Raw genomic sequence first — 18,438 nt, forward strand, 5'->3', positions numbered from 1 at the left:
CTCATCCGATCTCGAGCACGGTGACCTTCCAGCCGCGCGGGCGCAGCTCCCAGCGCATGGCGATGAAGCGTGCGCGGCCGGTCTCGAGCAGGACGGCGCTCGCCTCGACCGTCGTCTCGTTGACGACACATGTGCGCACCCCGCGCAGCACGACCCGGGAGGGCAGTGCTCGCACGGCGCTCGCGCTCGTGGCCCGCAGACGGCGTGTGAGGTGCGCGCGACGCTCGAGCATCGTGGTGATCTCCGGTGTGACCAGGCGGGACAGGGTGGCCACGGGACGCTGGTCGCGGATGATCTCGACCGCGAAGCGGGCGACGGACTCGACCATGCGCTCGGCGGTGCGGGGATCCTCGAGGGGAAGGGGAACGCCGCTCGTGTCGGCGGCGACGGGACGCTGATCGGTCGCGGTCATCTCGGCTCCTGGTGGGATGCGCTCTCGGTGGCGGGGAAGCCGGCCGGGACGGTGAGCCGCTGTCCCGGTTCGATGTGGTCGGGATCGGCCCCGATCACGGTGCGGTTGGTCTCGTAGAGGATCGGCCAGGCGGCGGCCACGTCCGCGTCGGCGTCGGGCGCCGGTCCCAGCAGGTCGTCGGTGATGTCCCACAGGCAGTCGCCGCGCTCGACGACGACGATGCGCGGTGCCTGCTCGGGCCTGGCACGCCCGGGGGCCTCGGCCCGAGGCGGCATGGCCGCGTCCGACGACGTGGGGGCCTGCCCGGCATCGGGGGCCTGCCCGGGGTCGGGGGCGGGCTGCGCCCAGCCGAGAGGCGGAAGGTCCGAGCCGTCGGGCTGAGAGGGTATGGACGGGGACGGGGACGGAACTGTCGCGTCGTCCCTCTCGTCGCCGCCCGTCTCGTCGCCGTGCTCGTCGTCTGCGGGGAGAGCGGGGGCCGTCGTGCCGAGCAGGGCTGCGGAGAGAGCGGCGTGGTCGGCCAGGAGCCCGGGCGCGCGGATCGCCGCGGTGCCCGCGGTGTCGTCGAGCACGCTGCCGGCTCCGGGGTCGGCGACGGCGGCCACGGCGGGCGGCGCCGCGTCCGCGGCCGGCTCGGCGTGGGCGACGGCCACGGACAGCCCGGAGGCGGCCGAGGCCACCATCGCCGACGCGGCGATCCGGCGCGCGAGCGACGGGGCGAGCGTGCCCAGCAGCGTGAGACCCCTGCGGCCCGCGGCGCCACGGCCTCGTGATACCAGGACGACGGTCGCGAGAGTGCCGATCACGGTGAGGTAGGCGCATGCGAGCGCGGTCGCCGCGGTGAGGACGGCGAGGAGTCCGAGGAGCAGCGCCGGCTCTCCGGTGAGCGCCCCCGCCGTCACGCCGGTGCGGGCGGCCGCGGCCGCCGCGATCACGGAGCCTGCCGCGGCGAGCAGCGTGCCGGCCACGGTCGCCGTCGTCCGCGCGAAGACCGACGCGGCCGTCTCGGACGCACCCCGGGATCCGTTCATCCTGCCCCACCCCCATCGTGTCGTTTGATGCAGTTTGATGTCATGTGATGTTGAATGGACCCTAGCCGCGCGTGATCGTGTGCACAAGAGGGCTGACGGCTCGGGGCATCGATCGGACACCTCGCCGCCGACGGGGACACACCTGGTCGCCGCTACAGTGAACGCGTGTCGATGGACGGGATGTTCGAGGATCTCGAGGGGCGCCTCGCGCATCTCGAGGATCAGCAGATGCGGGCGACCGCCGAGGACCTCGCCCGGGCCGAGCGGAGCCAGGTGGCGCTCGTCGACCGGCTCCGCGCCGCCGAGGGGCTGCCGCTCGTCGTGCATCTCACGGTGGGAGGCTCCGTCGAGGGACCGGTCGCGGAGATCGGCCGCACCTGGATGATGCTGGGCCGCGAGCACGATCGTGGGGCGCGCGCGGTGATCCCGCTCGCCCAGGTCACGTCGATCGAGGGACTGCCCGCCCGGGCACGACCCGCTCCGGCCTCTCCGCTGGGCGCACGACCGCTCACCTCGGTGCTGCGCCGGATCGCCCGCGACCGCTCCCTGGTGCGGGTGCAGACGCCCTCGGCGACGCTGCCGGGTCGACTCGCGAGCGTCGGGGAGGACTTCGTGGACATCGTGTCCCTGCCGACGGGGGAGCGGGGCGCGGTGGCGGGCGGCGGCATCTCGACGATCCCCCTCGCCGCGATCGTCCTCGTCTCGCTCGACTGAGGTCGCGAGTCAGGCCGCGGCTCCGCGCCTCGCGGGCGCAGCGGTCAGCTCAGCGGTTCTGCCCGGCCTCGAGAGCGCGTTCGGCGGCCAGCTGACGTTCGGTCTCGGCGTAGCTGCGCTCGATGTACGCCTCGATCTCGGACTGCTCGACCCGCCACTGGCCGCGGCCCCCGACCTTGATCGCGCGCAGCTCGCCCGATCGCACGAGCGCATAGGCCTGGGAGGCCGAGATCGACAGCATCTCGGCCACGTCGGACAGGGGTACGAAGCGAGCGGGCATCACGGTCCTCATCGGCTCGTCGCGGGGAAGCGGCTCGAGCCATTGTGCCACCGTGCGACCGGCTCCACCCCGCGGGCCCCTGCCGCAGTGGACGGCACGGCCGATATCCACAGCCGGGCCCCTCACCGCGCGCCGGCGGCCGTCGTGGCCTAGTCTGCCCCGTACGGCACCGCACAGGGCCGTGCCGAGTTCGGGGGGACATCGGGGTCTCCTTGTCGACCATCGAGGAGGCACCGTGACCGCCGCCGCCCTTCGCCTGCGCCGTCCCCGCTGGCGCGACCCGCGCCTGCTCATCGGCATCGTGCTCGTGCTCGTGAGCGTGATCGCCGGGATGCTGCTCCTCTCGCGCCTCTCGGCGACGACCACGGTGCTCGTGGCACGCGGGGACGTCGTCGTCGGCGACATCCTCGAGGCCGACGACTTCACGACCGCCGAGCTGCGCCTCGGCGAGCAGGTCGCCCGCTACGCGGACTCGCCGGACGACATCCCCGACGGCGCGGTTGCGACCGCCACCGTGCACGCCGGCGAGCTGCTGCCCCTCAGCGCGATCGGGCAGGCCGACGGCGTCGAGCTGCGGCCCGTCGTGGTCGCGGTCGACAGCGCCGTCGCGGCCTCCGTCGGTCCGGGCGCGCAGGTCGAGCTGTGGACGACGCCGACCGGGACGTCGACCGATGCCCGCGCCACCTCGACCCTGCTCGTCGAGGACGGCGTGGTCCGCTCGGTCGACGAGGGCAGCTCGCTCGGGATGCGCTCGATGACCATCGAGGTGCTCGTGGCCGCCGACGACGTGCCGGCCGTGCTCGAGGCGCTCGCCGCCGACGACCGGCTCGACGTGATCGCGGTCCCCGGCGCCCGCGGGGCCACGCCGTGATCGACGTCGTGCTGTGCGCCTCGGGGAGCGACGAGGTCCGCATCGTGCACGGGATCGCCCAGGAGCACGCCCGCGACCTGCGCGTGGTGCGGCGCTGTGCCGATCTCGCCGAGACGCTCGGGGTCGTCACGGCCGGGCTCGGGGACGTCGTGCTCATCGATCTCGCCGTGCGGGGCCTCAGCCGCGACGCCCTCGCCGACCTCATGGACGCGGGCGCCGCCGTCGTCGGCATCGCGCACCCCGGGGCGGCGGGCTCGACCACGCTCGGGCTGCGGCACGTCGTGGACGCCGATGCGCCGGTCGCCGACGTGGCCAGGACGCTCCTCGCGGCCCTCGACCCCGAGGAGCCGGCTGCCGACGCAGGGGTGCTGCCTGACGGCGAGACGGACGGCCCGCGCGGCCGGATGATCGCCGTCTGGGGCCCGCTCGGCGCCCCGGGGCGTTCGACCCTGGCCGCGAACCTCGCCCATGAGGCGGCTCTCGGAGGCACCTCGACGATCCTCGTGGACGCGGACACGTACGGCTCCGCGCTCGCACAGATCCTCGGGATCCTCGACGAGTCGCCCGGCCTGGTCGCGGCGTGCCGGGCGAGCAGCCGCGGCACCCTCGACGCCGAGGCGGTGGCCGCGCTGGTCCCCGACGTGCATCCGCAGCTGCGCTTCCTGAGCGGCATCGGGGTGGCCGCCCGCTGGCCCGAGGTGCGCGACAGCTCGCTCGAGGGGGTGTGGGACGCGCTGCGGGCGGCCGGCTCCCTGATCGTCGTGGACGCCGGCTTCTGCCTCGAGGAGGACGAGGAGCTCAGCTACGACACGATGGCTCCGCGCCGCAACGCCGCGACCACGAGCGCCCTCGCGCACGCCGACGCCGTGGTCGCCGTGGTCGGCGCGGACCCGGTCTCGATCACGCGCCTGCTGCGGGAGGCGGAGAGGCTCGGCGAGCTGGGGGTCGACCGGCCCCACGTGGTCGTCAACCGCCACGCATCTCCCGTCCCGGTCGACCGGGTGCGCGAACTCGTGGCCTCACGCCTCCCGGTCGCCTCGGTGACCGTGCTGCCGGACGATCCCGCCACCTGCCGGCGAGCGGCCTGGGACGGGTCGCTGCTGTCCGAGGCGGGCCCGCGCACGCCGCTGCGACGGGCCGTGAAGGACCTCGCCCTCGCGCTCGCCCTCGCTCTCGCCGCCGACGGCGTGGAGGAGTCGGCGCCCGAGGTCGCCGCCTCCGCGCGCGTCGGGCCGCGCGTCGGGCGCTGAGCAGGTCAGGACCCGGCTGGCGGGTACCTCCGGACGGCCTCGTCGCACCTATGCCGCGACCCCCGTGCCCCGAAGCTGACGTCGGGCGCTGGAGTGATCCCCCGTGCGCTGCATCGGACGCCGCGCCCCGCTCCCGCATCGCCCGTCATGTCGGGAGATCATCGTCGGAAGATCGAGATCGCCTTTTCGGGCGGAATTCCACGAGAATTCCACCCGAAAAGGCGATCTCGATGACGGGCACTGCGACGGACACTCGGGACATGGATCGTGACGCGCATCGGGACGCGCGTCGTGACGGACATCGGGTCGCGCATCTGGACGCGCACTCGACGCCTCCCGAGTCACCACGGACGCCCGGCACACGGTCCCGTCGCGCCACCGTGACAGGATGGCGCCCATGAGGATCTACGTGCCCCTGCTCCCCGCCGACATCGAGGTCCTGCGCCGTGCCGAGACCCCGGCAGGACGCCTTGCGCTCGCGAGCGGACGCCCCGCATGGGCCGTCACCCCGGCGGCCCGCGACGACCGGGCCGGAGAGGATCTCGACGACCTCGAGTACGACGCGCTCCAGGACGCCGTGTACGCGGATCTCGAGGATCCCGCGCGGCGCTCGGCGTCGGGCGCGCGCCGCCTGGGCGTTGTCGCGGGCGACGTCTCCGACCAGGCCGTCGCCGACGCCTCGCCCACCGGCGGCGCGTTCGGCGTCGTCATGGCCCGCGGCGAGGAGCTGCGGATCGCGAGCCTGCACGTGACCGAGCAGGGCGCCGCCGCGATCCGCGCCGACGACACCGACCCGGCGCTGCTGTGGTTCGACGTCGCGGAGCTGCCCGCGGCGCTCGACTACCTCGCCGAGCCCGCCGCGTAGTCGGCCGCGCTGCGCTCCTCGAGGGCGAGCACGCGCGAGACGTAGGGCAGGGCCGCCTGCTCGATCTTCCGACCCAGCAGCGGCACCTTCGCCACGAGCTCGCCGTCGATGCGCATCTCGGCGCCCGCCTCGCCCTCGGGCGTGAGCGCGACGTCGCCGGTCATGCTCGCGGGCGCCCCGGCGACCTCGAAGGCGATGCTGCCGCGCCGCGACCCGTCCGCAGCGGGCGCCTGCCACGTCTGGGTCTCCCGGATCGTCACGGTGGTCCCGACGAAGCGACGCATGAGGTCCGGGATGCCGTCGGTGGGCATCTCGATGGACGTGGTCACGGTGAACGCGTCGGCCGGATCGCCCTGCACGGTCGCGGTCGCCTCGTGCGCGTGCAGCACCCGGGCGCGCACGTCCGCATAGGCGGGGTCCGCGTACATGCTCGCGACGTCGGCGACCCCGAGCGGCAGGTGCAGCGTCTCGGACAGGTGCATGGCAGGGGTTCCTCTCGTGGTGGCGGGACGGACCGGTGGCGCCGCGGCGCGGCGGGCCCGTCGTGCGTCCGACCCTAGTGCCCGCGCGCCCCTATCCTGGGATCATGCCGAGCCTTGCGAAGTTCCTCTCCGACGCGCCCGGGCACGACGAGCGTGCCGCCGAATGGCTGCAGCTCCTGGTGGGGGACTGGAACCTCATCTCCGACCTCATGCGCGCCGACCTCGTGCTGTGGGTCCAGCGGGAGGGCGAGGCGGTCGCGGTCGCGCATTGCCGCCCGTCGACCGGCTCGACCGTCTACTACGAGGATCCGGTCGGGGGGCGTGCCACGGCCGAGAGCAATCCCGACCTGCTGGCCCTGCTCACCGGGCAGACGGACTCCGCGCCCGTGCGCCGCGTGCAGCGCGAGGGGCGCGAGGCCGAGCTGTTCATGGTCCCGGTCCGCAAGGACGGCCGCACGATCGCGGTCGTCACCGTCGAGTCGCCGCTCCCGACCTCGGCGCCCTCGGAGTCGGAGTCCCGCTTCACGGAGATGGGCCGGCGCCTGCTGCGCATGGTCGCGGCGGGGGCCTTCCCGATCGCGGGCGCCCCGATCCCGCCGCGCCGCGGTGCACCGCGCGTGGTCGACGGCATCGTCGAGCTCGACGACCAGGGGGTCGTGCTGTGGGCCTCCCCGAACGCCCTCTCGGCGTTCCACCGCTTCGGGGTGGCCGGCGAGATGGTCGGCACCACGCTCGCGGAGCTGTCCACGGCGGTCCTGCAGTCCCGGGCGCCGGTCGACGAGTCCCTCCCGCTCGTGCTCATGGGCCGTGCCGCGTGGCGCAGCGACATGCAGGCCCGCGGGGGCACCCTCTCGCTGAGGGCGGTCCCGCTCACGCAGGGCGGGGTCAGGACCGGTGCGATCGTGCTCGTGCGCGACGTGACCGAGCTGCGTCGCCGCGAGCGCGAGCTCATGACCAAGGACGCGACGATCCGCGAGGTCCATCACCGGGTCAAGAACAACCTGCAGACCGTCGCCGCGCTGCTGCGCCTGCAGTCGCGGCGCATGACGTCCCCCGAGGCGCGCGCCGCACTCACGGAGGCGATGCGGCGCGTCTCGACGATCGCGCTCGTGCACGAGTCGCTCCTCCAGGGCAGCGAGGAGGCCGTGTTCTTCGACGAGGTGATCGACCGCTGCCTGCGCCTCGCGGTCGACGCCGCGAGCGCGTCGGTGCGCCGGGTCGACGCCGAGCCCATCGACGGCGCGCCCCAGGTCGAGGTCCGCACCGAGCGTATCGGCAAGGCCGGTACGGTCAACGCGGAGGAGGCCACACCGCTCGCCCTCGTGGTCACCGAGCTCGTGACCAACGCCGTCGAGCACGGGCTCGCGACGACCGGCGGGACCCTGACGGTGCGCAGCGAGCGCACGGGCTCGCACCTGGTGATCCAGATCGAGGACGACGGCATCGGGATGGGCGACGCCAAGCCCACCGGGCTGGGCACGAACATCGCCTCGACCCTCGTCCAGGGCGAGCTGGGCGGCACCCTGACGTGGGACAGCATGCCCGAGGGCGGGACGCGCGCGACCCTCGACGTCTACCTCGACCCGATCACCGTCTGACGGCTCGGCGGCCGCCGCCGAGGAGCGGGCATGACGAAGGCCGGCCCCCGCGGGGACCGGCCTTCGAGCGCAGCGGGGTCAGCCGGCGCGACGGGCGCGCGCGGTGCGGCGCTTCAGCGAGCGGCGCTCGTCCTCGGACAGGCCGCCCCAGACGCCCGAGTCCTGGCCGCTCTCGAGGGCGAACTTCAGGCAGGTGGTCATCACGTCGCAGCGCTGGCAGACCGCCTTGGCCTCCTGGATCTGTGTGATCGCCGGTCCGGTATTGCCGATCGGGAAGAACAGCTCGGGATCCTGTGTGAGGCATTCTGCGCGGTGGCGCCAGTCCATCGAAACTCTCTCTTTCCAGAGCATCCCGCCGGACTCCCGAAGGGTGCCGGCACAATGCGGTTCGTCCCGCAGGACGTGTGCAGAAGGGTCATCGCCGATGCGTGAGGAGACCTGTCCTCGGCGCCATCGGGCCGTGATCCATTGTCCCCAGCGGCGTGAACGCGCGACAAGGGATTGTGCGGCCCACTTCGGTGGCACTTCCCACACCACGCACCCTTGCGCCCTCGGACGCGCCGCCCGCACGAGCCCGCGACCCGCGAGGGGCGGAGCCCGGAGGGTCCCTGCCGGGCCGATACAGTGCACGTCATGACCCGGTCCGAGCCCGATCCCGCTCCCTCGTCCTCCCGCCCTCGCGCCGCCGCGGTGGGCCTGCTGGCCCTCGAGGCGCTCGCTCTGCTCGCGATCGCCTCGCTCGCCCTGCTCGACGGGGCGCGCAGCACGGGCGAGCTGCGGACCTTCGCGATGGGCCTCGCCGCGTTCCTCGCGATCTTCGCCGTGCTGGTCGGCGCGGCGGCCCTCTCGGTCATGCGCGAGCGGCGCTTCGGCATCGGCTTCGGGATCACCTGGCAGCTGTTCCAGGCCCTCGTCGGCGCCTCGCTGCTGCGAGCCTCGCTCTATGCGGCGGGCGTGTTCGCGCTGGTCACGGCGATCCTCACGTTCGTGCTGCTGTTCCAGCTGTCCCGGACGACGCCGACGCCGCTCGAGCGGGACTGATCCCGCCGAGCGGCGCCGACCGCGGGGCCGTGGGCGCGTCCGGGTCTACTCGTCGGCGGCCGCGAGCGCCTGGGCGGGCGCGGTCCGTGCCGCGCGGCGCCCGGGCAGCACCGAGGCCGCCCAGCCGGCGAGCACGGCCAGCACGAGCACGGCGGCGATCTGCACCCACGGGATCGTGATGGTCACCGGGAACGCACCGCCGAGGATGCACCAGATCCCGGCCACGCCGTAGACCCCGCCGAGCACGATGCCGAGCACGGCTCCGATGAAGGCGAGCAGCACGCCCTCCCAGCCGAGCATCGAGCGCATCTGGCCGCGCGTGGTCCCGAGCGCGCGCAGGAGCGCGTTCTCGCCGCTGCGCTCGATCACGCCGAGGCTCAGCGTGTTGGCCACGCCCACGAGCGCGACGAGCACGGCGACCGCGAGCAGGGCCAGCGTGATCCCCAGCAGCACGTCGAGGACCTGCCCGTAGGTCTCCCGCTCGACGCCGTCGAAGTCGGCCTGCGCCTCGACGAAGCCGTCCTGGGCCAGGACGTCCTGCACGTCGCCGGCGACCGTCATGGCGTCGGCGTCGCCCCGTTCGGGCGAGCCCGGAGCGGCGAAGCGGGCGAGCACGACGGGCTGGACCTGGTCGCCGGCCAGGGCGTGGAGCGTCGCGGGCGTGGTCAGCGACAGGTGGAGGTTGCCGTCGACGTGCACGGTGACGGTCACCGTGGCGCCGTCGGCGCCGGTCAGCTCGAGGCGCTGGCCGTCGCTGACGCCGAAACGCGTGGCCCGGTCGGTGCCGAGCACGATGACGTCGTCGTGGAGCTCGGGGGCCAGGTCGTCGCGGTTGGAGACCGCGGCGATCTGCTCGGGGCTTGCTGCGTACAGCGTCATGTCCTCGGCGGCGTGCACGTCGACGTCGGCGCGGGCGGCCGTCTCGGTGGCGGCGATCCCGCGTACGTCCCCGATGCGGGTGGCGGCGTCGGCGGGCAGCGCCGCGCCGGTGATCACCGCGTCGATGGGGCGGGCGTCGGCGAGGTCCCGCGCGAGCGAGACGTCCGCGGTGCGGGCCCCGACGGACATCATGGTCATGAGCGTCGTGCCGATCACGAGCGCCGCGATCGTGGCGGCGCTGCGGCCCGGGTGACGGCGCGTGGTCGCCGCGGCGAGCCGCGCGGGCGTGCCGCCGAGGCGGCCGACGACGGCGCCCACGGCCCGGGCCAGCGGACCGGTCAGGGCGACGAGCAGGAGCAGCAGGCCGACGAAGCTGACGATGCCGCCGATCACGCCCAGCACGATCCCCATGCCCGCCTGGCCGGAGCTGGACAGGGCGGCCCCGCCGACGAGCGCCCCCAGGCCGAGCACGAGGGCGACGACGCCGATGCCCTCCCGGACGCCGAAGCGACGGGCCGCGGCCGGGGGCTCGGGGCGGAGCGCCTGCAGCGGCGCCACGCGCGTGGCGCGCCGTGCCGGCAGGACGCCGGAGACGAGCGCGAGGACCACGCCGACCACGAGCGGGAGCACGATGGACAGGACCGTCACGGGCACGGCGAGCACGCCGGGCAGCCAGCCGAGGCCCCAGACCCCGAGCAGCACGGCCTGGACGAACAGGTGCCCGAGCACGGTGCCGAGCGCCGATCCGACGAGCCCGACCAGGAGCGTCTCCCGGGTGACGATGCCCGCGACCTGACGGCGCGAGGCCCCCAGCGTGCGCAGCAGGGCGAGCGAACGGGTCTGCTGGGCCAGGGTGACGGTGAAGGTGTTGGCGATGACCACGGCCGTCGTCAGCAGGGCGATCACGACGAAGACGACGAGGATCGCGCCGAGGAACGCGAAGCCCTGCATCATGCCCTGGACCTGGTCCTCGATCGCCTCGGCACCCGTGCGGACCGCCAGGCCCGAGGTGCTCGCGGCCGCGGCCACCGCTGAGGCGTCCTCGCCCGGTGCGACGGAGGCGAACCAGGTGTTGGTCATCTGCTGGGTCGCGTCGCCGAACACGAGCCCAGCGGCCGCCGCGGAGACATGCAGGCCCGACATGCCCATGCCGAGGGCCTGGGCGGTGGTGGGCGCGGTGATGCCCGTGACGGTGAAGGCCGGGTCGCCCGCGGACGGGTCCGTCCCGGCGAGCTGGTCACGCGGGATGGTGATGCGGTCGCCGACCTCCGCGCCCAGGCTGCGGGCCGTCGAGTCGTCGAGCACCACCTCGTCGGCTGCGGAGGCGGCACGGCCGGAGGCCAGGTCCAGGGGCTGCACGGAGGCGGGAAGCTCGCCGGTGATCTGCACGAACGCGGGCCGGGCCGGGTCGGGTCCGGTGACCTGCGCGTAGGAGGTCAGCACGGGCGTGACGTCCCGGGCGCCGGGGATGTCGGGAGCCTGCGCCCCGTACTCCTCGGTGCTCGCGACGAGGTCCACCCCCGCGTAGGTCTGCTCGGCGCTCGCGCGCAGCGAGGCGGTCACGAGGCTGCCGGCGAGCACCATGACCGTGACGAAGGCGGTCGACAGGGCGATCGCGATGATCGCGGCGACGTGGCGCCGGGTGGGGGTCAGGCGCACCCGGCGACGCTGGGCGGCGCGGCTCATCGGCCCGACTCCTCGGCCCGGTGGGCGGGGGCCGCGGCGTGCTCGAGGCGCTCGTCGGCGATGATGCGGCCGTCGGCCATGGTGACGATGCGGTCGGCGCGCTCGGCGGCGTCCCGCTCGTGCGTGACCATCACGACGGTCTGCCCGAAGCGCTCGACGCTCAGGCGCAGGAAGTCGAGCACCTCGTCGGTGGTGGCGGTGTCGAGGTTGCCGGTGGGCTCGTCGGCGAAGACGACGGCCGGGGAGGTGATGAGGGCGCGCGCGATCGCGACCCGCTGGATCTGGCCGCCCGAGAGCTGGGAGGGGAGGTGGTCGAGCCGATCGGAGAGCCCGAGGGCGCCGACGACCGTGTCGTGCCACTCGCGGTCCACCCGCGCCCCGGCGAGGTCGAGCGGGAGCAGCAGGTTCTGCTCGGCCGTGAGCATGGGCAGCAGGTTGAAGCTCTGGAACACGAAGCCGATCCGCTCGCGGCGCAGACGCGTGAGCGCGTTGTCGGACAGGCTCGTGATCTCGGTGCCGTCGATGCTGACGCTGCCGCCGTCGACCACGTCGAGGCCGGCCAGGGAGTGCAGGAGGGTCGACTTGCCCGAGCCGGAGGGCCCCATGATCGCGGTGAACTCCCCGCGGGCGAGGTCGAGGTCGACGCCGGCGAGCGCCCGGACGGCGCTCTCGCCGCTGCCGTAGGTGCGGGTCAGACCGCGAGCGCTCACCGCGGCCGGGCGGGCGGCGGGATCCGGCTGCGGCTCCTGCGGGGCGGTCGAGAGGCGGGTGGTGGCGGACATGTCGCTCCTGGAGGGGTCGGGACGGGGGAACGTGACCACTGTCCCGCGACCGGGGACGGCGGGGCATCGGCCGGGAGGTCCTCCCGGGTCGCGCGAGGTGCGACCGACGGCGGAGGCCGGGTCATCCCCGGGGATGACCCGGCCTCCCGGGATGCTGGCCGATGGTCACTCGCCGGGCGTGACGAGGCCCGTCTCGAAGGCGATGATGACGGCCTGCACGCGGTCGCGGGCGTGCAGCTTGGCCAGGACCCGCCCCACGTGGGTCTTGACGGTGGCCTCGGCGACGAACAGCTCGGCCCCGATCTCCGTGTTCGACAGGCCCTTGGCCATGAGCCGCAGCACGTCGGTCTCGCGCTCGGTGAGGGTCTCGAGGACCGTCGCGTCCTTCTCGGCGGCCGGGGTGGCGGCGACCATCTGGGACAGCAGCCGCCGGGTGGCCGAGGGGGCGATCACGGCGTCGCCGCGGTGCACGGTGCGGATGGCGCCGAGCAGCTCCTCGGGCTGGGCGTCCTTGAGCAGGAACCCGCTCGCGCCCGCGCGGATGGCGGCCACGACGTAGTCGTCGAGGTCGAAGGTGGTCAGCACGATGATGCGCGGGGCACGGCCCTCGGGCGCCTGCTCGAGGATCCGTGCGGTGGCCTCGATGCCGTCCATGCGGGGCATGCGCACGTCCATCAGCACGACGTCGACGCTGTGAGCCCGCAGCTGCTCGACGGCGTCGGCGCCGTCGGCGGCCTGGAGGACCACCTCGAGGTCGTCCTGGGAGTCGATCACCATCGAGAAGCCCGCCCTCACGAGCGGCTGGTCGTCGACGAGGGCGATGCGCAGGGGGCCGGGGCGGTCGGGAACGGTGGTCATGTCGGCGGTCCTTGTCGGGTGGGGGCGGCGGGGGTCGGGAGGGGAGCGAGGGCGGCGCCGGGGGCGGGCCGGGGAGCGCGAGGCCGGGTCGGCGTCGCGCCGAGCGGGATGCGCGCGGACACGCGGAAGCCTCCCGCGGGCAGGGGGCCGGCGGCGAGGGTGCCGCCGTGCAGGGTCACGCGCTCGCGCATCCCGGTGAGCCCGTGGCCGTGGCCGTCGGAGTCCGGGTCGGTGCCGCGCCCGTCGTCGGTCACGTCGATCGCGAGCCGGCCCGGGGTGCGATGCACGGCCACGCGCGCCTTCGCAGCTGGACCGGCGTGCTTGAGCACGTTGGTCAGGGCCTCCTGGACCAGGCGGAACATCGACAGACCGAGGGCAGGCGGCAGGTCGGCGAGGTCGCCGGTGAGGTCCGCCTCGACCGTGAGCCCGGTGGCGCGCACGCGTGCCAGCAGCTCGGGCAGCGTGGTCAGGTCCGGCTGGGGGCCGAAGCTCGTCTCCTCCTCGTGGCGCAGCACGCCCAGCAGGGAGCGCATGTCGGCGAGGGCGGCACGGCCGGTGGTGCCGATGGTCTCGAGCACCTCGGCGGCCTTCTCGGGGCGCTGGGAGGCGATGAACCGTCCGCCGTCGGCCTGGGCGATGATGACCGACAGCGAGTGGGCGACGACGTCGTGCATCTCGCGGGCGATCCGGGCGCGCTCGTCGGCGACCGCGAGGGCCGCGCGCTGCTCGCGCTCGCGCTCGGCCTGCTCGGCGCGCTCCCGGGCCAGGCGCACCTGGTCGGCCCGGGCGTGCTGGTAGCGGCCCAGTGCCCACGTGCCGGCGACGGCCACGAGGCCGACGCCGAGGCTCATGACGAAGGTGATCGCAGTCTCGAGCGAATCCCGGTAGTCGGAGGAGAGGTACAGGGAGGCGAAGCCGCCGGCCTGGAGGAGGGCGCCGACGGCCGCGGCGACGAGCGCGAGGCGGCCCGTGCGCACGGAGCCGTGGGCGGTCGCGCAGAACAGCGCGTAGAAGATCATGGCGTCGCCGAGCACCGCCGTGGACTCCGACCCGAGATGCAGGGCCCCGAGCAGGAAGTGGAGCACCGCGAGGATGCCGATCAGGAGGGCCGAGAGGCCCGGGCGGGTGCGGCCGAAGGCGCCCAGGGCGACCATCGGGACCGTGAAGACCCACCAGAACTCGATCGTGCCGCCCACCACGCCGGCCAGCAGCAGGAAGACGGCGGCGCCGCCGAAGATCACGCCGTCGACCTCGCCCGGGTGCTCGACCACCCAGCGGAAGGGGTCCCGGCGCGGGCGCGGGGACGGCGGGGCGGACAGGCTCATGGCTCGAGCGTATCGCCGCCCTGGAGACCGCCGCCTCCGCCCGCGGGCGGACGTGACGGGCCCGGCGTCCCCCTGGGAACGGACCCCGGCGGCCGCGTGCGGACGGGGCGGGTCAGTCGGCGACGAGAATGCTCGGGCCCGTCGCCTCGAGCAGCCCGGGCGCGTCGTGGCGCACGCTGCCCACCTCCGGGCCGACGGGTCGCAGCGCGAGGTCGGTGTCCGGGAGCAGATGGGCGTCGTCGAGGATCCAGGCCTGGGCCTCGGCCGCGTCGTCCATCTGGGGTGACAGCCACGCGTCCACCTGATCGCGACGGAGCATCACGGGCGTGCGGCCGTGGAGGTCGGCGAGGACCTCGTGGCTCGACGCGCGCGTGATGACGGTCGCGGTCAGCAGCCAGCGGCCGTCCTCGCTCGCCGCGGGGCCCGCGTGGTGTCCGTGGCCCTTCCACCAGGAGACGAGCGCCGCCATGTAGAGGGTCGAGCCGTCGGCCGCTGCCACGTAGTAGGGCTGCCTGGTCGTCGAGCCGGCGGTGCGGCGCCACTCGTAGTAGCCGTCCATCGGCACGATCGCCCGGTACCGGGACAGGGAGCCGCGGAAGGAGGGCTTGGAGCGCAGGGTCTCGCGCCGGGCGTTGAAGGTGCGCGCGGAGGCCGACTCGTCGGTCGCGAAGGAGGGCAGCAGTCCCCAGCGGGCCACCCGGAGGGCACGCAGCGCCGCACCCGAGGTCCGGTCGATCGACTCGGTGACCACATAGATCGGTGTGGTCGGCGGGATGTTCCAGCGCGGCCGGATCGTGGGGTCGGCGAGGTCGACGGTGTCGAGGTCGTCGACGAGCGGCTCGATCTCCTGGTAGAACGCGAAGCGTCCGCACACGGCTCAGTCGTCGCGGGACTCGGGGGAGGTGGCGTCGGAGCGCGTGGGATGCGAGCCGCCCCGCTCGCGGCCGACCGAGCCGGTCAGACGGGAGTCATCGCCCGTGTACGCCTCGGAGTCGCGGTGGAGGTTCTCCAGGCGCAGGTCGCGGCCCGCGTCGACGACCTCCTCGTACTTCTGCTCCTTCTTCTCGGCGCCCTTCTCGCCGCGCAGCGGCAGGACGAGGGAGTCCTCGGCGGGCTTGCCGGCGGTGAGCTCCTTGGCGCGCTCGAACTCCGCGTCGACCTCGGCGCCCATGACCACCACGATGTTCATGACCCACAGGGCGAACAGGATGGCCATGAGGCCGCCGATCGCGCCGTAGCTCGAGTAGCTGGCGAAGGTGGACAGGTAGATCGAGAGGACGACGGCCGCGACCGCGATGCCGACCACGGCGAAGACGCCCCCGGGGGAGATGAGGCGGAAGGGCTTCTTGACGTTCGGCGCGGCCCAGTAGACGAGGGAGATCACGAGGATCAGCAGGATCACGATGACGGGCCACTTGACCCATGTCCACACCGGCAGGAACGTGTCGGAGAGGAAGTCGAGGGCCCCGGTGGCGCCCACCCGGCTCGCGATGGGGCCGGCGACCGAGTCGACCAGGGTGCGGTTGAGCAGGAGCGAGACCATGATGAGGAGGATCCCGACGATGAAGCCGAGGGTCACGCCGAGCATCGAGCCGTTGAGCTTGATCGCGTTGCGGCCCTCGGGGATGTCGTAGATCTGGTTGGACACACGCGAGAAGGCCTTGACGTAGGCCGAGGCCGACCACAGGGCGGTCGCGATGCCGATGATGAGGGCGATCGTGCCGCCGGTCGCCGAGCCCATGAGCTTGTCGAGCGTGGCGTCGACGAGTGTGTTCAACGCCTGGGGGTCGTCCATCGACTGTCCGAGGCCGGAGCGCGCGATCCCGTCCTTGAGGACGCCGGAGATCTGGTCCTGGATGCCCGACAGCAGCAGGGTGGCGAGGGAGAAGACCGCCAGCAGCGTCGGCGCGAGGGACAGCACGAGGAAGTACGTGAGCTTGGCGGCCTGGTCGGTGCCCTGATCGCGCGAGAACTCGCTCAGCACCCGCTTGGCCATGTACTTCCATCCGCTGCCCGTGAGCTTGGGGTCGTTCGCGGCATCGTCCTTCGTCGCTGTGCGGGGCATCGCGGCCTCCTGTCTGAGATGCAAGTGCGGGGAAGATCGGGGACATCGTCCCACGTCCGCGGGGCCGACGCCCCGATACGGCGAACGCCCGGCCGGAGCAGCCGGCCCGGCGTTCGCCGTGAACGCGTGCGCGGTCAGCTCGAGCGCACGTCGTCCGCCGCTCCCTTGGCGGAATCGACGACGTCCTCCGTCTGGGACTGCCCCTCGCTCTTGACGTTCTGGGCGCTCTCGACGGCCGAGTCCTTGATGGTGGACGCCGCCTCCTGCGCCGGCTCCTTGAGGTCCTCGGCGACGGCACGCACCTGCTGCTTCGCCTCGTCCAGGACCGGCTCGGCCTTTTCCTCGACGCGCGAGGCCGCTCGCTTCTCGGCATCGCTGACGGGCAGCAGCGAGGCGACCAGCATGCCGGCGCCGAGGGCGATCAGGCCGGCGGCCAACGGATTGCCCTGGGTGCCGCGCTTGACCTTCGAGGGCACCTGCTGGGCCGTGGCCGAGGCGTCGTTCGCGACCGACTGCACCGTGTCCCGCGCGCTCGAGGCGGCGTCCGACGCGCGGGTGCCCGCGTCGTCGGCGCTGCCCATGATCCGCTCGCGGACGGTGTTGACCTTGTCCTTGACCTTGTCCGTCTGCCGCTGAGCGATGTTCGACGGGCTGACCTTGTCCGTGACGGCATCGACGTCCGTCGACAGGTTCTGACGGGTGCGCTCGATCTCGGCGCGGATCTCTTCGGGGCTCTGCTGTGTCATCGTGCTTCCTTCGATGGGGTGACGGCTTCCGGAATCTTCTTGAGGGAGTCGGTGGTCTGGGGAACCCCCTCGATCTGGTCGAGGCTCTTCTTGCCGGTGATCGCGAGGACGGCGGCGACGATGCCCCACAGCACGGCGACGATCACGGCCGACCACGCATAGCCGACGGCGGTGCCGCCGATCGCCGCCCACAGCGCGATGGACAGGAACAGCAGGACGAAGTGCCCGGCGACGCCCGCCCCGCCCAGCAGTCCGGCTCCTCGCCCCGCCTTCTTGGCGGATTCCCTGAGCTCGGCCTTGGCCAGCGCGGTCTCCTGGCGGATGAGCGTCGAGAGGTCGGTGCTCACCTGTGACAGGAGCGTGCCCAGCGACTCGTCCTGGGCGCGCCGCTCAGCCTCGGTCGCAGGTGGCGTGTACTCGGTGCTCACGGCCGGCCGCCTCGAGGATCGGGGATCTCGTTCCAGGCGACCGGTTGGTCGGCGACCGCCGGGATGTCAGGACGCGGCGGCACGGGTGGCACCGCGGCGTCCCCGTAGCCGTAGGCGGCGTCGGGGGAGCGGTCCGTCGGGGGACCCGCGGGCGCGTTCAGGGCATTCGCGGAGGTCGTTCGGTCAGCGGCGCCCTGGCCGTCGTCCTGCGTGCGATTGTCGACCACGCTCCGCGTGAGACGTCCTGCCACCAGGCCGAGGCCCGCCGCGATGCCCAGGAAGGCGAGCGGTCGGCGTCGGGCGAAGCTCTTGACCTCCTCGAGCACGTCACCGGGCTCGTGATTCTCGAGCCACTGCGCGGCCGCTCCGGTGCGCTCGTTGATCTGTCCGGCGAGCTCCGTGACCAGGCCCTGATCCGGCGTCTGGCCCTGTGCCACGCGGCCGAGGTCGTCACTCAGGCTCCGCAGGGCGCCACCGGCGCGGTTCAGTTGGTCGGAGGCCTGGGAGTTGAGGCTCGAGGTGGTCTCGTCGAGCAGCTTGCGCCCTTGTCGGACGGTGTCGTCCTTCACGGAGGCCGCCTCGTCCTTGGCCGTCTCGGCGACGGAGCGTCCGGCCTCGCGGGCGTCCCCGGCGACGTCCTTCGCCGCGTCCTTGGCCTGATCCGCGGTGCTGTCGTCACCCTGATCCGGCGTGGGGGGCAGCTCGTCGGTGCTCCCGACGACCGGGGCCGGGGGCGGAGGGACGACGGGCCCCGGTGGCGGGGGCACGGCAGGGGCCGCAGGGTCGGTGTCCGAGGCGTCACCGGGCATTCCGGAGCCGTATCGGGACGGGGGGTAGGGATCAGTCATGGCTGTCTCCTTCCGAGAGTGCGGGCGGTCTCGCGGGTGCGAGGCGCCGCGCGGGATGTGGTGCGTGGGCGGCACGGTGATGCCGTCCGGGTCGATGGGCACCGGTGTCGACGACGTGATCGCGGCGCGGCGGTGTGCACCACGTCACATCCGTGTGGTTCGACGATACTCGGCGCTCCCGGCAGGAGCGACGGCGGGGCGCTCGGAGTTGAACGACGATGGTGATTGTGGTGGGGGCTCTCATTCCGAGATGGACGGGAGTCTCGACCGCTCGAGC

20 protein-coding genes are annotated in these 18,438 nt (G+C 73.7%); 6 read left to right on the top strand and 14 right to left on the bottom strand.

Annotated elements, in window-relative coordinates:
* Window position 1: 1 nt before the first annotated feature.
* Together BRM3_RS08685 and BRM3_RS08690 are read right to left on the bottom strand one after the other, a co-directional pair.
* The gene (locus tag BRM3_RS08685; RefSeq protein ID WP_263592933.1) at window positions 2-412 is read right to left on the bottom strand and encodes an Rv3235 family protein; all 411 of its coding nucleotides are present in this window, start codon (window positions 410-412) and stop codon (window positions 2-4) included.
* The gene (locus tag BRM3_RS08690; RefSeq protein WP_263592934.1) at window positions 409-1,443 is read right to left on the bottom strand and encodes a LysM peptidoglycan-binding domain-containing protein; all 1,035 of its coding nucleotides are present in this window, start codon (window positions 1,441-1,443) and stop codon (window positions 409-411) included. Before BRM3_RS08690 ends, BRM3_RS08685 begins: the two co-directional genes overlap by 4 nt.
* A gap of 165 nt (window positions 1,444-1,608) precedes the next feature.
* Between BRM3_RS08690 and BRM3_RS08695 the strand changes: the two genes are divergently transcribed.
* Window positions 1,609-2,157: a hypothetical protein gene (locus BRM3_RS08695; protein WP_263592935.1), complete on the top strand. Its 549-nt coding sequence runs from the start codon at window positions 1,609-1,611 to the stop codon at window positions 2,155-2,157.
* 49 nt (window positions 2,158-2,206) lie between these two features.
* On the opposite strand, the gene BRM3_RS08700 is transcribed toward BRM3_RS08695, so the two are convergent.
* Window positions 2,207-2,437: a helix-turn-helix domain-containing protein gene (locus tag BRM3_RS08700; RefSeq protein WP_263592936.1), complete on the bottom strand. Its 231-nt coding sequence runs from the start codon at window positions 2,435-2,437 to the stop codon at window positions 2,207-2,209.
* Window positions 2,438-2,672: 235 nt separating this feature from the next.
* Here BRM3_RS08700 and BRM3_RS08705 point away from each other — a divergent pair, with 235 nt between their 5' ends.
* The 3 genes from BRM3_RS08705 (at window position 2,673) to BRM3_RS08715 (ending at window position 5,423) form a co-directional block, all read left to right on the top strand.
* Complete coding sequence (locus tag BRM3_RS08705) at window positions 2,673-3,308, top strand: SAF domain-containing protein (RefSeq protein ID WP_263592937.1); 636 nt, start codon at window positions 2,673-2,675, stop codon at window positions 3,306-3,308.
* On the top strand, window positions 3,305-4,558 hold the full coding sequence (locus BRM3_RS08710) for an AAA family ATPase (protein ID WP_263592938.1): 1,254 nt from the start codon (window positions 3,305-3,307) through the stop codon (window positions 4,556-4,558). The genes BRM3_RS08705 and BRM3_RS08710 overlap by 4 nt, the downstream gene beginning before the upstream one ends.
* Before the next feature lie 397 nt (window positions 4,559-4,955).
* Window positions 4,956-5,423, top strand: coding sequence for a DUF6912 family protein (locus BRM3_RS08715; protein ID WP_263592939.1), 468 nt, complete (start codon window positions 4,956-4,958; stop codon window positions 5,421-5,423).
* Here BRM3_RS08715 and BRM3_RS08720 read toward each other — a convergent pair.
* A complete protein-coding gene (locus BRM3_RS08720; RefSeq protein ID WP_263592940.1) occupies window positions 5,399-5,905 on the bottom strand; it encodes a DUF2505 domain-containing protein in 507 nt (168 codons plus the stop codon). The two genes, BRM3_RS08715 and BRM3_RS08720, sit on opposite strands and share 25 nt — an antisense overlap.
* A 104-nt stretch (window positions 5,906-6,009) precedes the next feature.
* Here BRM3_RS08720 and BRM3_RS08725 point away from each other — a divergent pair, with 104 nt between their 5' ends.
* The gene (locus BRM3_RS08725) at window positions 6,010-7,503 is read left to right on the top strand and encodes a sensor histidine kinase (RefSeq protein WP_263592941.1); all 1,494 of its coding nucleotides are present in this window, start codon (window positions 6,010-6,012) and stop codon (window positions 7,501-7,503) included.
* A 78-nt stretch (window positions 7,504-7,581) separates the two neighbouring features.
* Here the strand turns inward: BRM3_RS08725 and BRM3_RS08730 are convergent, their stop codons facing one another.
* Window positions 7,582-7,830, bottom strand: a complete 249-nt coding sequence (locus BRM3_RS08730) for a WhiB family transcriptional regulator (protein ID WP_263592942.1) — start codon at window positions 7,828-7,830, stop codon at window positions 7,582-7,584.
* Between the two features lie 306 nt (window positions 7,831-8,136).
* On the opposite strand from BRM3_RS08730, the gene BRM3_RS08735 reads away from it, so the two are divergent.
* Window positions 8,137-8,544: a hypothetical protein gene (locus BRM3_RS08735; protein WP_263592943.1), complete on the top strand. Its 408-nt coding sequence runs from the start codon at window positions 8,137-8,139 to the stop codon at window positions 8,542-8,544.
* Between the two features lie 45 nt (window positions 8,545-8,589).
* On the opposite strand, the gene BRM3_RS08740 is transcribed toward BRM3_RS08735, so the two are convergent.
* From BRM3_RS08740 to BRM3_RS08780, 9 genes are all read right to left on the bottom strand, one after another.
* Window positions 8,590-11,109 carry an FtsX-like permease family protein gene (locus BRM3_RS08740; protein ID WP_263592944.1) on the bottom strand — a complete coding sequence of 840 codons (2,520 nt, stop codon included), beginning with the start codon at window positions 11,107-11,109 and terminating at the stop codon, window positions 8,590-8,592.
* Window positions 11,106-11,891, bottom strand: a complete 786-nt coding sequence (locus BRM3_RS08745) for an ABC transporter ATP-binding protein (RefSeq protein WP_263592945.1) — start codon at window positions 11,889-11,891, stop codon at window positions 11,106-11,108. Before BRM3_RS08745 ends, BRM3_RS08740 begins: the two co-directional genes overlap by 4 nt.
* A gap of 165 nt (window positions 11,892-12,056) precedes the next feature.
* A complete protein-coding gene (locus BRM3_RS08750) occupies window positions 12,057-12,749 on the bottom strand; it encodes a response regulator (RefSeq protein ID WP_263592946.1) in 693 nt (230 codons plus the stop codon).
* Window positions 12,746-14,074 carry a sensor histidine kinase gene (locus BRM3_RS08755; protein ID WP_263592947.1) on the bottom strand — a complete coding sequence of 443 codons (1,329 nt, stop codon included), beginning with the start codon at window positions 14,072-14,074 and terminating at the stop codon, window positions 12,746-12,748. The genes BRM3_RS08750 and BRM3_RS08755 overlap by 4 nt, the downstream gene beginning before the upstream one ends.
* A gap of 112 nt (window positions 14,075-14,186) precedes the next feature.
* A complete protein-coding gene (locus BRM3_RS08760; protein WP_263592948.1) occupies window positions 14,187-14,948 on the bottom strand; it encodes an SOS response-associated peptidase in 762 nt (253 codons plus the stop codon).
* Between the two features lie 3 nt (window positions 14,949-14,951).
* Window positions 14,952-16,139, bottom strand: a complete 1,188-nt coding sequence (locus tag BRM3_RS08765) for a YihY/virulence factor BrkB family protein (protein WP_263592949.1) — start codon at window positions 16,137-16,139, stop codon at window positions 14,952-14,954.
* Window positions 16,140-16,273: 134 nt separating this feature from the next.
* Window positions 16,274-16,885 (bottom strand): DUF3618 domain-containing protein, encoded by a 612-nt coding sequence (locus BRM3_RS08770; RefSeq protein WP_263592950.1) that lies wholly within the window; start codon window positions 16,883-16,885, stop codon window positions 16,274-16,276.
* Complete coding sequence (locus BRM3_RS08775; RefSeq protein WP_263592951.1) at window positions 16,882-17,313, bottom strand: phage holin family protein; 432 nt, start codon at window positions 17,311-17,313, stop codon at window positions 16,882-16,884. Before BRM3_RS08775 ends, BRM3_RS08770 begins: the two co-directional genes overlap by 4 nt.
* A complete protein-coding gene (locus tag BRM3_RS08780) occupies window positions 17,310-18,161 on the bottom strand; it encodes a hypothetical protein (RefSeq protein WP_263592952.1) in 852 nt (283 codons plus the stop codon). The genes BRM3_RS08775 and BRM3_RS08780 overlap by 4 nt, the downstream gene beginning before the upstream one ends.
* Window positions 18,162-18,438 lie beyond the last annotated feature (277 nt).

The sequence above is a fragment of the Brachybacterium huguangmaarense genome, from assembly GCF_025725725.1.
Taxonomy (GTDB): Bacteria; Actinomycetota; Actinomycetes; order Actinomycetales; family Dermabacteraceae; genus Brachybacterium; species Brachybacterium huguangmaarense.

Bases quoted from the DNA above. Each gene is read 5' to 3' on its own strand.
- BRM3_RS08700 (WP_263592936.1), bottom strand. From the start codon at position 2,437: ATGCCCGCTCGCTTCGTACCCCTGTCCGACGTGGCCGAGATGCTGTCG.
- BRM3_RS08715 (WP_263592939.1), top strand. From the start codon at position 4,956: ATGAGGATCTACGTGCCCCTGCTCCCCGCCGACATCGAGGTCCTGCGC.
- BRM3_RS08740 (WP_263592944.1), bottom strand. From the start codon at position 11,109: ATGAGCCGCGCCGCCCAGCGTCGCCGGGTGCGCCTGACCCCCACCCGG.
- BRM3_RS08770 (WP_263592950.1), bottom strand. From the start codon at position 16,885: ATGACACAGCAGAGCCCCGAAGAGATCCGCGCCGAGATCGAGCGCACC.
- BRM3_RS08745 (WP_263592945.1), bottom strand. From the start codon at position 11,891: ATGTCCGCCACCACCCGCCTCTCGACCGCCCCGCAGGAGCCGCAGCCG.
- BRM3_RS08720 (WP_263592940.1), bottom strand. From the start codon at position 5,905: ATGCACCTGTCCGAGACGCTGCACCTGCCGCTCGGGGTCGCCGACGTC.
- BRM3_RS08685 (WP_263592933.1), bottom strand. From the start codon at position 412: ATGACCGCGACCGATCAGCGTCCCGTCGCCGCCGACACGAGCGGCGTT.
- BRM3_RS08780 (WP_263592952.1), bottom strand. From the start codon at position 18,161: ATGACTGATCCCTACCCCCCGTCCCGATACGGCTCCGGAATGCCCGGT.
- BRM3_RS08730 (WP_263592942.1), bottom strand. From the start codon at position 7,830: ATGGACTGGCGCCACCGCGCAGAATGCCTCACACAGGATCCCGAGCTG.
- BRM3_RS08735 (WP_263592943.1), top strand. From the start codon at position 8,137: ATGACCCGGTCCGAGCCCGATCCCGCTCCCTCGTCCTCCCGCCCTCGC.
- BRM3_RS08765 (WP_263592949.1), bottom strand. From the start codon at position 16,139: ATGCCCCGCACAGCGACGAAGGACGATGCCGCGAACGACCCCAAGCTC.
- BRM3_RS08755 (WP_263592947.1), bottom strand. From the start codon at position 14,074: ATGAGCCTGTCCGCCCCGCCGTCCCCGCGCCCGCGCCGGGACCCCTTC.
- BRM3_RS08725 (WP_263592941.1), top strand. From the start codon at position 6,010: ATGCCGAGCCTTGCGAAGTTCCTCTCCGACGCGCCCGGGCACGACGAG.
- BRM3_RS08690 (WP_263592934.1), bottom strand. From the start codon at position 1,443: ATGAACGGATCCCGGGGTGCGTCCGAGACGGCCGCGTCGGTCTTCGCG.
- BRM3_RS08750 (WP_263592946.1), bottom strand. From the start codon at position 12,749: ATGACCACCGTTCCCGACCGCCCCGGCCCCCTGCGCATCGCCCTCGTC.